Origin of the sequence: Lachnoclostridium sp. (genome assembly GCF_031997925.1) — a bacterium.
Lineage (GTDB): Bacteria > Bacillota > Clostridia > Lachnospirales > Lachnospiraceae > Lachnoclostridium.
On the sequence record NZ_DAMADT010000023.1, the window covers coordinates 8,544 to 23,443 of the forward strand.

Here is a 14,900-nt window from a genome sequence, read left to right on the forward strand (position 1 = left end):
AAACTTCATCTAGCATCTCCGATGTTTTTAAGTTTCTTGTAAGACCACCAAGAGTAGATGCACAGAAACGGCATCCCATACGACATCCTACTTGAGATGAAATGCAAACCGAATTTCCATGATGATATTTCATAAGTACGCATTCAACTACATTTCCATCTGATAAGCGAAACAAATATTTTACAGTTCCATCAAGCTTTGATTCATAGCGTTCTAAATCGTCCACACAGATTAGTTCATATTCTGAGGCAAGTTTCATTCGAAGGTCTTTTGATAAATTCGTCATCTCTTCGAAATCTCTTACTAACTTCACATGGAGCCACTCATAAATCTGCTTTGCTCTGAATTCCTTTTCTCCAATGGTTTTTAAACTTATCTTTAATTCTTCTAGTGTAAGTGCCTTGATGTCTATTTTTTCAGTATTACTTTGCATTTTTACCCCATTCCCACGCATATTTCTGCGCATCGTTTAAAAGAAAACCATGCCCGCTTAGTAGTAGGCTGTTTGTGCCGAGGACCACGCAGGCACAAACTTTTGTGTGAAGTTTTAGAATTTCTTAGGCGGCGTCTTTTGGCGACTTAGAAATCCTCTTCACATTTAAATCTTTCTAAATCTTGAGATAAAGAAACCATCCACACCAGATTTGTTAGGTAATAGTTGTAGATAGCCTTGCTTTGATGTTTCGCACTGTAGTTTCTCTGGTAGATAAGTATCTATGGATTCTGGTTGTAGTTTTAATGTATCTGTAATAAATCGTACATTGTCTTCATTTTCTTCTGGATTTATTGTACAAGTACTAAATATTAAGATCCCTCCTGGCTTTAAATAGGAAACAATCACAGTAAGGATTTCCCTCTGCAATTTAGCCAGTTCCGACATTATTTCTATCGTCATATTATATTTAATATCTGGCTTCTTTCCAATAACTCCAAGCCCTGAGCAAGGAAGATCTGCTAAAATTATGTCTGCTTTTTCATGGACTGATTCATCCAATTCCAAAGCATCAAAAACCTTCACAGAAACATTTTGATATCCAATACGCTCTAAGTTCTGTTCAATTAATGAAACTTTTTTTTCAGTCTTATCTCTTGCATCTACATGTCCAGGATTTTTTTCTCCTCCTGCCATAAGAAGAAGTTCAGCTGCATGTAAGGTCTTACCGCCTGGTGCAGCACATACGTCAATGATATAATCTCCAGCCTTAATTCCAGCAATTAACCCAACCAACATAGAACTTTCATCTTGAACTTGAACATATCCTTTTTGAAAACTTTCAAGCGCTGTCAATGAATTATAAGAAGTAATTCTTTTGGCATTCGTTAGGTACGCTCCATCACGAACCTCAACTCCTTCTTTTACCAAGTTCTCTACAAGTCCGTCGATAGAGATTTTGCTTTCATTGATACGTATTGAGGTATCCTTAGGCTCTAAAAAAGCTTGTAACATTTCCTCTATCTGTTCTCTACGAAAGCTTTTCATCCAAAATTCTATCAATTCTTTGGGCATGGAGTATTGATAGGAAAGCCTCTCTATTTCATTCATTTTACTAACATCGAATTCATTTGTTTTTTGGAATTCTCTGCTTAGATTTCTTAATATCCCATTTACAAAGCCAGACAAACCACCTAAGCCTCGTTTTTTTACCAGTTTAACAGCTTCGTCGCAGGCCGCACTATCTGGTATCTGTTCCATAAATTCTATTTGGTACGCTGCAATTCTTAGTACATTTCGAATTACAGGCTTCATCTTTTTCACCTTTATCTTTGAAAATCGTTCCAAATCATAATCAAGCCTTAGTTTTTGCTCTAAAACCCCAAGGCAGAGCCTTGATATGAAGGCTCTGTCTTGCTTACTCAAGTCTTTGCAATTTTTTAAGGTTTCATTGATTACAACGTGACTTGGAAGCTTATCCTCATTAATTTTAAGGCACATCGTAAGTACAATATCTCTAGCGTTCATAGTTCTCCGTTCTTTTATTAATCTCTATTTCGATTCCCATATAGCAGAACCAAACGCAATAACTGTAAGATAGAAGCTGCGGCACTGGCAACATAAGTAAGTGCTGCGGCACCTAATACTCTCTTCGTATCTCTGATTTCATCTCCATATAAGATTCCCGTATCCGATAATACGGCAACTGCTCTACTTGAGGCATTAAACTCAACCGGTAGGGTAACTAATTGAAATATAACAGCCAAAGAAAACATTAAAATACCAACAGTAATTAAAGTCTGTGAACCACCAATTAGGATTCCTATAAAAATCAATGGCCAAGATAATGTGGCACCCAAGTTTGCAGCTGGTACAATTGCAGATCTAAGCTTAAGCGGAACATAACCTCTTTGATCTTGAATAGCATGGCCACATTCATGAGCTGCAACACCAATCGCTGCAACGGATGTACTATCATATACTGAATCCGATAAGCGAAGTACCTTATTCCTTGAGTCATAATGATCTGTTAGACTTCCGCTCACTCTTTGAATCTGTACATCATAAATACCTGCAGAACGTAAAATTCGTTCCGCTGCTGTCGCTCCAGTCATTCCTGACATACTACGAACTTTACTGTATTTTGAAAATGTAGATTTCACTTTCATGGATGCTGCAATACTTAGGAGTGCTCCTACTATAATCATCCAATAATAAGGGTCAAAATAAAATCCGTAAAACGGTGAAAAATATAAAAAATTTAACATCTGTAACCTCATTTCTGCGTTGCTCTTATCTAGTTTTTAGGACAATGCGTATCATCAAGTTTGTGATGCAACACAGACACAAACTTGAGAGTGAAAGATTCATTTTCACTCAATGCCAGTGTGAAGTTTTAGAATTTCTTAGGTGGCGTCTTTTGGCGCCTTAGAAATTCTCTTAACACTTCTCACAATCATACCATGAATTCGTGTCCAAACTTTTAAAACTTCATTAATTTTTCATTAAAGATTATATCATATTAAAATCTCTTCACTATATGAAGTGAGGAATCCTGATAAACAGATATTTTTTATTTCGAAAAGTAATAATATCGAACAAAATTTATAATAACGTTGCTTTCAGTTTCTAATTTTCACTAGATCCAAGAATATCACCAACATTTAATTGATATCCACGTAAAAATTCACTGGTCAACATTTTCTTCTTTCCTTCTAACTGAAGCTCGTTAATTTTTAGAAGCTTATCCCCAGTTTTCACAAAGATTGCTTCTTTCGTCACATTAACTATACTACCAAATTTTGCTTCTTCTGCGCCTTTCATCATCTCAGGGTCAGAAAAAACCTCAGTACTCCATAACTTTAACGTCTTTCCTTTATAATAAGTATAAGCGCTTGGCCAAGGATTTAGTCCACGAATCATTCTCTCGATCGAATCTGCATCATTCGAAAAATCAATTCTACCCATTTCTTTGCTTAGCATTTTAATATAGGTAGACTGAGAATCATCCTGTTTGGTATATGTGGCTGTTCCATTTTTTATTAATTCAATCGCTTCTAGTAGAGCCTCGCCACCGATAACCGCTAATTTATCATGTAAACTGCCACCTGTTTCATCCTTTGTGATATCAATTTCCTTTTTCATAATCATATCACCGGTATCACAGCCAACATCCATCTTCATAATGGTAACACCTGTTTTCTCTTCACCATTTAAGATAACCCATTGAATTGGTGCACTACCGCGATATTTTGGCAATAAGGACGCATGAACATTAATACACCCGAGAGGCGGAAGATCCAAGATATCCTTTGATAAAATCTGACCAAAAGCTGCAACTAAAATAATATCTGGAGCCAAAACCTTTAGTTGTTCCACGAACTCAGGTTCTTTCACACGTCTTGGTTGATAAACAGGGATTTGATGCTTTAAGGCAACTTCCTTTACTGGTGGAAATGCCATCTCTTTTCCTCTACCCTTTGGTTTATCAGGTTGTGTTACAACTCCTATTATTTCAATATCAGAAGAAAGCAGTGTTTCTAGAATCGATGCTGCTATCTCTGGTGTCCCCATATAGACCGCTTTCATTCTCATCCCTCCTCTTATTCTTCTTCCTCATCATAACCAGTAACTTCATGTATTTCACCGTCAACTTTTTCAACATATAAAATACCATTTAAATGATCGATTTCGTGACAGAATGCTCTAGCTAATAAGCCTTCCCCTTCCACTTCAAAAGGCTTCATATGGCGATCATAAGCTTTTACTTTAACATAATTTGGGCGTGTTACAATACCTGCTTTCCCAGGTAAGCTAAGACAGCCTTCATCTCCAGTTTGCTCACCATCGGTAGCGATAATCTCTGGATTAATTAATATTATTGGTTCATTTCCTTCTAGTGATACATCAATCACAACCAAACGTTTTAGGACACCAACCTGCGGAGCTGCTAATCCAACGCCTAGTGCGTCATACATCGTATCTAACATGTCGTCGATTAACATATCAATTTTTGGTGTAACTTCCTCAATTGCTTTTGAGGTCTTGTTTAAAATACTATCACCCATTATTCTAATATTTCTTTTTGCCATGTCATTCTTCCTTTCATTAATAACTGTTCATTGGATCAAAATCAAATTGTACATTACACTTTTTAAAGTACTCTGAAACTGTAATGTACTGCTCTAAAAAATCCTTTACTTCAACAAGATACTCATATTGTTCTTCTTTTAGGTATAAAACCCTTCGATAAATATCATTCATTTTTGCAATACCTGCAGGAGCAGGCCCAATAATACTCATACTGGATTTATCCTGGATAAATAGTTCTCCATGAGCCTTTAACCATTCCTTTACCGCTCCAGCCAATAGGTCCGCAGCAAGTACAACAACTTCCTCCTCTTTTGACTGAATCAAAATAGCCATAATATGTGCAGCAGGAGGATATTTCATAAGACGCCTGTAATTCATCTCCTGTTCATAAAAACCAACATAGTCTTCCGTTGCCGCAGTGGTTACTGCATAATGCTCAGGTTGATAAGTTTGTATCACAACCTCCCCTGAAAGCTCACCACGTCCTGCACGACCTGCTGCTTGTGCTAACAACTGAAAAGTTCGCTCTGCTGCCCGATAATCATTTGCATAAAGTGATAAGTCCGCAGCTAGAATACCCACTAGTGTTACTCCGGCAAAATCATGACCCTTTACAATCATCTGAGTACCAATAAGGATATCCGCTTCTCCATTTGCAAATGAACTTAAGATTTCTTCATAACTTAGTTTGCTCTTTGTTGTATCTGCATCCATTCGTAGAACTCTGGCTGTCGGGAATTCCTTTAAAACCATTGCCTCTACCTTCTGAGTTCCTGTTCCAAATGCAGCAATATACTTAGAACCACAAACCGGACAAAGAGTTGGAGTCGGAATTTCATATCCGCAATAATGACATTTTAACACACCAGTACTATGTGACGTCAAGGAAATATCGCAATGAGGACATTTCATTGCAGTACCGCAGCTTCGACATGATACAAAACCTGCATATCCTCTGCGGTTTAAAAATAACATAATTTGTTCTTTTTTTCTTAAACGATCTTCTATTAAGCTTCGTAATAGATCACTAAAGATAGATTTGTTTTTCTTCTTTAGTTCTTCTTTTAAATCAATTATGGAAACCTGCGGAACTTTTGCTTCTTTTGCTCTCTTCGTTAAACGAAATAACTCATATTCCCCGCCCATTGCTTTTTTATAGGCTTCCAGAGATGGGGTTGCAGAACCAAGGATGATAGAAGCATTGCTTAGTTCGCCTCTCTTAATTGCCACCTCTCTCGCATGATATTTCGGTGGCATCTCACTCTTGTAGCTTGTTTCATGTTCTTCATCTATAATAATCAAACCTAGGTTTTTAAACGGCGTAAATAAAGCAGACCTAGGACCAATCATGATATCGATATCGCCATTTTTTGCTCGTTCAATTTGGTCGTATCGTTCGCCAGCAGACATTTTCGAATTTAGAATAGAGATACGATTACCAAACCTTTTATAAAAACGTACTACGGTCTGATAGGTAAGCGCAATTTCAGGAATTAACATAATAACCTGTCTACCAGATTGTATCACATGGTCGATAATTCCCATATATACTTCTGTTTTACCGCTGCCTGTAATACCATGGATTAAGTAAGTTTTTCGAATCCCTTCTTCATAATCCTTTATAACCTTAGACACTATCTCTTGCTGTTCATAATTTAAAGATATTCTATAATTATCCGTCGTCTTTGAAGCAATTGGATTACGATACTTTGTTTCAGCTTCAATTTGTATAATTCCACTTTCCTTTAAAGAATTAATTGTCGTTCTTGAGATATTTAATTTATTGACGATATCCTCAAACTCAATTTCTTCGCTATTCATAAGAGCCAATAAGAGTCTGGATTTCGCTTTATGCTTTTTCTTCTCCGCTTCGATATAAGCATCCTGTAACTTCTCTTTCGACACAGCTGATGATACGATTCGTTTTTCAATCTGCTTCACACTTTTTTTCACTGGGATTACGGTCTTTAGGGCATCATTCATCGTACCGCCATATTGTTCTTTTACAAATGCAGCAAGGGCTATCATCTGTCCCTCGATTGGTAGCCCTTTTTCTTTGATTCCAAGTATGGATTTTATTCTCTCTGGAGCAATCTTGGGAACATCAGATAGTCCAACAATAAAACCGCTGATGCTACGATTCCCATTACCAAATGGTATAGTTACTGGCACGCCAATAACAGCATCCGTACAAAGAGCAGGCGGTATGCTGTATTGGTATGTCTTATCCAGATTTTCTACTGATATGTCCACTATAATATCTGCATATTGCATTCCTATCGAATTTCATCCTTTCACATGTACATTAACACTCTTACATTTAGTAACTATGCAAGCATTGCTTTTGCCAAAGCGGATATTCGCAGTCCGCTTACGCTACTTGCTCATAACTCTTCTTTTAATCTCTTCACAATTAAATCAAGCTTCATACCACGAGAACCTTTTAAAAGTATAACATCTCCTTTAGTCAATTGAGTTTTGATATAATGAAAAGCTTCTTCTCGATCCATAAAACTCTTTGTGTTTATACCTTCCCCATTTTCTCGAATTCCATCGAGAATATATTTTGCTTCTTCACCAATTGTTATTACTTCATCTATGAATGTAGATTCTTTCCCACAAGCTTTTTCTAATTTACATTGCTTTGCTAGATATTCCCCTACCTCATAATGGCATTTTCTAGAAATGTCTCCAAGTTCCAAAACATCAGCAAATACTATGAACTTCTTATGTTCTTTTGGCATATCCATAATAACATGGATTGCCCCCTTCATAGAGTCAGGGCTAGCATTGTAAGTATCATCAATTATCGTGATTCCATTAACTTTTTCTATCTCACCACGCATCGCGATCGGCTTATACTCTTTTAACCCTTCTTTTGCTGCCAAAGGATCAATTCCTAATTGAATTGCAAAGAATAGAGCAACGAGAGCGTTTAATATATTATGCTTACCAAGAACTGATAAAGTAATTTCACCTACAAGAGCTTCTTTTGTACCTTCTTTGTAATGGAAGGTAAACATAGTTGACTCACCATCTGTTTTTATATTGTCTGCATAAATGGTACAATGAGAGTTTGTTCCAAAGGTATAAACAGATGCCTTATTTAAACTACTTCGTGTCATTTCTGATAAATCAACACTACCATTGTTTTGTGTTTTTTCTTTGACAGAGCCGTTATCTTTGGAATATTCTTCACAAATCTCCAATAATAACGGATCATCTCCATTTAATAATAAAATCGAATCCTCTGTAAAGTAATTTACAATGTTTAGTTTTTCTTTTCGAATATTCTCCTGAGTCTTTAACTGTCCGATATGCGAAACACCGATATTTGTAACAACTGCCATATTAGGCTTTGCTACCTTAGCGATACGCTCCATTTCACCAAATTCACTCATACCCATCTCAATAATACCAACTTCATGAGTATCTTCAAGCATCAGCATCATCTGTGGTAATCCAACTTGGCTATTCATATTCCCAATCGTTTTTAACACATTACATTTGGTACTTAACGCTGCAGCTATCATTTCCTTTGTTGTTGTCTTTCCAACACTTCCAGTTATTCCAATGATTGGTACCTTACTATGATCACGATGATATTCTCCAAGACGCTGTAATGCATCAACTGTATGGTTTACTTTAATATAAATCATATCATCAGTACCATCTGCTATCTCTTCTTTGCTTGTTAGCGTTACTCTGATTCCTTGCTTATAAGCATCTGCAATAAAATCATGAGCATCCACTCTTTCACCAACAATAGGAACAAAGAGTGTATCGCTATCTCCTACTTTTGAGTTGGTGCTTATTTTATGAATTGATCTATCATTATTTCCCTTTATTATAGTGCCACCAGTAATAGTAGCAATTTCGTTTACATGAAACGTTGCCATAAGAAACCTCTATTCTGTCGCTTTCGCGTCTTTTTATAACGATATTTGAAAATGTATTCTACACATCTTGTTTTTTACAGTACCACATTTGCAAACAGATGATTAAAGAGCGGTTTGCTGTTCTAAAGTCATCTCCGCAACAATCTCTTGGATTAATTCTCGATCATCCATATGATACTTCACACCACGAATCTCTTGGTAATTTTCATGTCCTTTACCAGCAATCAGAATGATGTCTCCTTCTTTCGCAGTTAAAATACTATGGCGGATTGCCTCCTTACGATCAAGAATCGCAATATATGCTCCTTTACCACGATTTACTCCGACAACAATATCATTTAAGATATCCTGAGGTTCTTCAAATCTAGGATTATCTGAAGTAACAATCGTATAATCTGCTAAATTTGATGATATCTCACCCATTTCAAAACGACGATCTTTCGAACGATTACCTCCACAACCAAATAAACATACCAAACGCTTAGGCTCATACTCTCTTAGGGTAGATAATACACTTTGAAGACTCATCGCATTATGAGCATAGTCGATCATCATCGTGAATTTTTTAGAGACTTCTACTGGTTCTACTCTTCCTTTTACCTTGACCTTAGTTAATACTTCCTTGATTCGTTCTGTACTAATATTAAAATGTCTACAGATTGCAATTGCTGTTAGTGAATTATAAACAGTAAATGTTCCTGGTATATTAACTTGAACAGGGAAATCACATAAACCCTTTACATTATATAATACCATTAAGTTACCAAGTTTGGAATGTAAATCGATATCAATCGCTCTTAAATCTGCTTTTTCACTAAGTCCATAAGTCTCTAGCGTGCAAGTATGGCCACTTAGTACCTGTTCCATATGTTTGTCATCAACATTAGCGATTCCAACCTTACATTGCTTGAAGAGAAGTCCCTTACAAGCCATATACTCTTCAAAACTTCCATGTTCGCCTGGCCCAATGTGGTCTGGCTCCATGTTGGTAAATACGCCAATGTCAAAAGTAAATCCACTTACACGATGGAGCATTAACCCTTGAGAAGATACTTCCATTACAACACATGTACAACCTGCTTCTACCATCATGGCAAAATATTGTTGAACCAGATAGGATTCCGGTGTCGTATTATTCGCTGGTATAACGGTATCCCCAATCATCGTCTCAATTGTACCAATTAGACCAGTTTTTATTCCTGCCTCAGTTAAGATAGAATGAACCATGTAAGTCGTTGTTGTTTTACCCTTAGTACCAGTGATACCAACTGTTTTTAATTTTTCTGCTGGATAATCAAAATACGCTGCGGATAAATAAGCAAGCGCTTCTCTAGTACTTGATACTAATAATAAGGTAACACCATCTGGTACCGTTACTTCCTTCTCAGCAACGATTACAGTGGCACCTTTTTCGATAACCTCATTAACAAAAGAATGGCCGTCGCTTACTACTCCAGTAATGCATACAAAGATAGAATCCTTTTCTACTTTTCTTGAATCATAACATAACGTACTAATTTCTCTATCAACAGTTCCCTCTTTACATTGGTAAGTTAGACGCTCTAATAACTTTGTTAACTTCATTGTATTATCCTCGTTTCTTCGTTTCATTGATACTTCATTTCTGTCTACTTTCGTCTTGCTTACAAGACAATGCTGTCTCAAATTTGTAGAAACAGCGCAGTTCTTTTTATCAATCTATTCCTATCTTATCTATTATTATCATAAATTCCTATGGTAATTTCTGCATGATTTCATTCAATAACTGCTATAATTATATCTTTTATACCTGTGTTGTTATTGTTTCTTTGTATTACAATTCTATTTAACTATTATAGTATAAGATTTTTTACACGAGAAATTCCCACGGTCTTAACAAACCGTGGGAAGAATATCACTTATAAAGATTCATATAACTCTTCATATTTTTTCGCAGACGTTTTCCACGAAAAATCTTTTGCCATACCTCTATCAATAATCTTATTCCATTCTCGTTTTTTATTATGATATATTTCTTTTGCGTATCGGATGGTTTGTATCATCTCATGAGCATTATAATTTTTAAAAGTAAATCCTGTCCCTGTACTTTCATATTGGTTATATGGCTCAATAGTATCTACAAGACCTCCGGTTTCTCTCACTATTGGAACTGTACCATACCTTAAACTCATTAACTGGCTTAATCCACATGGTTCAAACAGTGATGGCATTAAAAATGTATCACAAGCGGCATATATTTTATGGGAGCGTTCATTCGAATAAAAAATATTTGCAGATACACGACTACTATATTTCCATGCAAAATGGCGAAATAAATTTTCATATCTATCATCACCAGTACCAAGGACAATAAGTTGCGTATCCTCTGCGCATATATCTTCCATCACGCAGTCAATCAAATCCAATCCTTTTTGATCTGTTAAGCGTGAAACTATTCCTATCATAAAAGCTTTATCATCCTTCTCAAGACCTAGTTCCTGTTGAAGTGCACGCTTATTTTTTATCTTTTCTTTTCTAAAGTTTCTTGCATTATATGGATTGTGTATAAGAGGATCAAGTTCTGGATTATATTCTTCATAGTCAATTCCATTTACGATTCCACATAGACAATTGGAGCGAGCGCGCATTAACCCATCCAATCCTTCTCCGTAGAAAGGCATAGTGATTTCGTGTGCATAGGTATCGCTAACCGTTGTTACATAATCAGAGTATACGATACCACCTTTTAGATAATTCGCATCACCATATGCCTCCAATTTGTCAGGAGTAAAGTAGTACTCAGATAGCGCTGTTATATCCTGTACCGTCTTTTTATCCCAAACTCCTTGGAACTTTAGATTGTGTATTGTCATTATAGTTTTTATACCATGATAAAATTCATTTTCCTGAAAGCTATCATGTAAAAATACTGGCACTAACCCTGTCTGCCAATCATGGCAGTGTATAATATCTGGTCGGTAGTCAAGTACCGGTAGACAGGATAACGCTGCTTTACTAAAAAAAGCGAATTTTTCAATGTCTTCGTATATATTTCCATATGGCTTATTTCCTGTAAAATAAAATTCATTATCAATAAAATAATACCATACTCCTTCATATTGATATTCTAATACACCAACATATTGTGTTCTCCAATTTAAATTCATGTAAAAATGCGTCAGGTACTGCATTTTATCCTTCCACTCCCTTGGTATCGACATATAATTTGGGAGTATTACACGAACATCAAAATTATCCTTATTTATGTATTTCGGTAGAGAACCTACCACATCAGCCAGTCCACCTGTCTTAATAAATGGAACGCCTTCTGATGCAACGAATAAAATCTTTTTCATACATTATGCCTCCATTTTTATTATTGCAATACCTTTCTAAAATCTGTTCTATAAACTATGTATGCAATACTAAAAATAATTATACAATACATTACAATAATAGAAAAGAGGCAAATTCATCACATTCTAAGCTTATATTCTAAACGAATTTTATCCGCTATTAAAGCTACAAATTCTGAATTCGTTGGTTTACCTTTTCCATTACTTACGGTATAACCAAATAAATCATCTATTGTATCCATCTTACCACGGCTCCAAGCTACTTCTATTGCATGGCGAATTGCTCTTTCCACTCTGCTTGGCGTTGTTTTATGACGCTTTGCAATCGATGGATATAATTGTTTTGTAATGGAGTTTAACATCTCAGTATCATCAACAGACATCATAATTGCATCTCTAAGATACTGATACCCTTTAATATGTGCAGGTACACCGATTTCATGAATAATATTGGTAACATCGGATTCCAAATTTTTTTCTTTATAAGCTGCAGGATTATCAAATGTATTTAGTTTGTGATTATCCACTAATTTAATATGATAATCAGCTTTTAATTGCTTTATTCTGCTTAATACAGTATTGTTATCGAATGGTTTTAAAATATAGTAACTAGCGCCTAATTCAAATGCATTCTCAGTTACGCGCTCTTGACCAATTGCCGTAATGACAATAAAAGATGGTGCCTTTTTAAATTCAGAACTCTTCTTAATCTTTTCCATAACTCCTAGACCATCTAATTTTGGCATGATTAAATCTAACAAAACAACATCAGGATTTTTATCCTTGATGACTTCTAATGCTTCGAGACCATTTTCTGCTCTTCCAATTACTTCGATATCATTATCATTCTTTAGTACTTCCTCTAATAGATTTAACATTCTGATGTTGTCGTCAACGATTACCACACTTATTTTCCCCATTACGAAACCTCCTAATATTCTTTTCCTTCCGATATCATACGAAGATGTGTTATGATGAAAGGGGCCCAATTCCTTTCATAGTTTTCTTACCTTTTATGACACTATCTACTTTACATAATATGCGCGCTATATCAGTAAAGCTGTTTCGTATGATTTTTTATACTAATCTCAATTATATAACCTCTAAAAAATCGAGTAAATAACTTAAATCTATGGTTTTTTTCGAAGATTTTTTAGTATAGTTTTATGAGAAATTAGTATTGCTGTAACATGAAAAACAATTTGTTTACAATAAACTTCGGCAAGAGGTCTAACATGCCAAACATAATTTCTAATTCTAGAATAGAAGAATGCATATTGTAATATTTTGCTAACAGTCACAGGAAAATTATACCCATAATTTACCAATTTTTCAATTCTATTTTAACGCATTATTCGACAGAAAGTCAATCCAAATTTTATGATTTTTTAATTTTTTTTTAATTTTCTTCTTAAAAAGGTTCTATTGTGAAGCAATCGACTTTCTGTAAAATAGGCGTAGAAACAGCTTTACTGTTGGATTATCTCGAGCATATTTTCTATGAAAGTGCCATATCCCATCGAAGCATCTCGAATAAAAACATGAGTTACGGCTCCTACTAATTTCCCATTTTGAATAATTGGACTACCACTCATTCCTTGAACAATTCCCCCAGTCAAATCCTTTAAATGTTCATCCGTAATCTTTATTACCAACCCTTTACTATGAGTTTTATTTCCAAAATCGATACTTTCAATGGATATCTTATATTCTTTTATTTGGCCTTCTACATTACAAAGAATGGAAGCATCTCCTATTTTTATCTCTTGTTTTAATGCAATTGGTATCGCATTATTATATATATTATTTGAAACACGTTTGTAAATATCAGACGTATTTACAATTCGTCCATATATCCCTTGCGGAGTATTTTTCGTTATTGAACCAATTTTATTAAGAGTATTTTCATGGATAACTCCACTTAATTCACCAGGTTGTCCCGCCTTACCTTTGATGATATTTACAACTTCAGCATCGTATATTCCGCCAGTCTTTACGGACATTAAAAGTCCAGTATCAACATCTGTGATTCCATGTCCTAATGCTCCATAATCACCAGTAGTAGTAACAAAGGTTAATGTTCCAATTCCTTGTGTATCATCTCTTATCCAAGTTCCAATTTTATATTCACCGGTTGCTGTAGCAACTGGTTGTACTTTTAAGGTAACATACTCAGAATCTCTTCTTACCTTTAGTGAAACTGGTTCACCATTGCTTGCTTGAATTATTTTTATCAATTCTTCTTTATTAGACAAACTTTGATTATTTGCTTCCATAATATAATCGCCTGTTTTTAATATATTAAGAGCTGGTTCATAATTCATACCATCTTTCGACATTACCTCTGATGTACCAAGCACTAGAATACCATCCGTTTCTAAAGTAATACCTATTGTTCCCCCACAGGGAATGACTTCTATAGTATCAATTACATCAAGGGAAATATTTTTAATAGATAGCCAACCAAATAATTTTAAATTTACTTTATAAGAGCCAGTTTTATTTGCTTGTAATTGAAACGGTTTATTTAAGTCAATGTGTAGCTGTCCAGCAGGTACATTAGATTTTGTAATCTGTGATACCGTAACATCATCGCTTTCAATTTCCGCACTTATTGGAACTTTAAGATTAAAACTCTGCGATTTATCGACCAAAATTCTAACTTTATCAGGTATAGCCTTATTCAATATATAATAGGAAAATAAGAAGATACCTATGACATCAAGTATTAAAAATAACACTAAAAATCTTCGGTATCTACTTTTTCTCGGATCGGCATTAATTTCCCCAGTTTGTGATTTATGCATGCTAATCTCCTGCCTTTCTCATAACATAACTTTATGCTATAACTAATGAATTTCAATTGAATCAAGCGAACTTCATGTCGAGAAGAACTTCATGTTGATACAAACGAACTTCATATTAAAACTAATGTTTATAAACAAAAATTTTATGTTATATCATAAGGACCTCATGTTACTAACTTTCGTCAGAATACAAAAGGATATACCGTAATAGTATATCCTTAATTCTTAATTTCTTTCTGAGTTTAGTATGTGTAAATCATTTTTTTTCAAACTAGGATTTTCAGTCTTTGTTACCAATCCTATTTTTACTAGAGCTAAAAGCTCTTTGGTAGCA

10 protein-coding genes and 1 pseudogene are annotated in these 14,900 nt (G+C 35.1%); all 11 read right to left on the minus strand.

Annotated features, from left to right (window positions below):
- A pseudogene (locus tag RTP52_RS14095) lies at window positions 1-433 on the minus strand (23S rRNA (adenine(2503)-C(2))-methyltransferase RlmN); the annotation flags it as partial.
- A gap of 165 nt (window positions 434-598) precedes the next feature.
- Entirely contained in the window at window positions 599-1,960 is a 1,362-nt protein-coding gene (gene rsmB, locus RTP52_RS14100) for a 16S rRNA (cytosine(967)-C(5))-methyltransferase RsmB (protein WP_312106192.1), read from the minus strand.
- 17 nt (window positions 1,961-1,977) lie between these two features.
- On the minus strand, window positions 1,978-2,700 hold the full coding sequence (locus RTP52_RS14105) for a zinc metallopeptidase (protein ID WP_312106194.1): 723 nt from the start codon (window positions 2,698-2,700) through the stop codon (window positions 1,978-1,980).
- 361 nt (window positions 2,701-3,061) lie between these two features.
- Entirely contained in the window at window positions 3,062-4,021 is a 960-nt protein-coding gene (gene fmt / locus RTP52_RS14110) for a methionyl-tRNA formyltransferase (RefSeq protein WP_312107438.1), read from the minus strand.
- 14 nt (window positions 4,022-4,035) lie between these two features.
- Entirely contained in the window at window positions 4,036-4,524 is a 489-nt protein-coding gene (def, locus tag RTP52_RS14115; protein ID WP_312107437.1) for a peptide deformylase, read from the minus strand.
- A gap of 16 nt (window positions 4,525-4,540) precedes the next feature.
- Complete coding sequence (priA, locus tag RTP52_RS14120) at window positions 4,541-6,805, minus strand: replication restart helicase PriA (protein WP_442913538.1); 2,265 nt, start codon at window positions 6,803-6,805, stop codon at window positions 4,541-4,543.
- A gap of 104 nt (window positions 6,806-6,909) precedes the next feature.
- Window positions 6,910-8,424 (minus strand): UDP-N-acetylmuramoyl-tripeptide--D-alanyl-D-alanine ligase, encoded by a 1,515-nt coding sequence (locus RTP52_RS14125; RefSeq protein WP_312372081.1) that lies wholly within the window; start codon window positions 8,422-8,424, stop codon window positions 6,910-6,912.
- 102 nt (window positions 8,425-8,526) lie between these two features.
- Window positions 8,527-10,008, minus strand: coding sequence for a UDP-N-acetylmuramoyl-L-alanyl-D-glutamate--2,6-diaminopimelate ligase (locus RTP52_RS14130; protein WP_312106103.1), 1,482 nt, complete (start codon window positions 10,006-10,008; stop codon window positions 8,527-8,529).
- A 314-nt stretch (window positions 10,009-10,322) separates the two neighbouring features.
- On the minus strand, window positions 10,323-11,759 hold the full coding sequence (gene glgA / locus RTP52_RS14135; RefSeq protein WP_312372082.1) for a glycogen synthase GlgA: 1,437 nt from the start codon (window positions 11,757-11,759) through the stop codon (window positions 10,323-10,325).
- Between the two features lie 119 nt (window positions 11,760-11,878).
- Window positions 11,879-12,679, minus strand: a complete 801-nt coding sequence (gene spo0A / locus RTP52_RS14140; protein WP_312106100.1) for a sporulation transcription factor Spo0A — start codon at window positions 12,677-12,679, stop codon at window positions 11,879-11,881.
- A gap of 549 nt (window positions 12,680-13,228) precedes the next feature.
- Entirely contained in the window at window positions 13,229-14,566 is a 1,338-nt protein-coding gene (gene spoIVB, locus RTP52_RS14145; protein ID WP_312372083.1) for a SpoIVB peptidase, read from the minus strand.
- Between the last annotated feature and the right edge of the window lie 334 nt (window positions 14,567-14,900).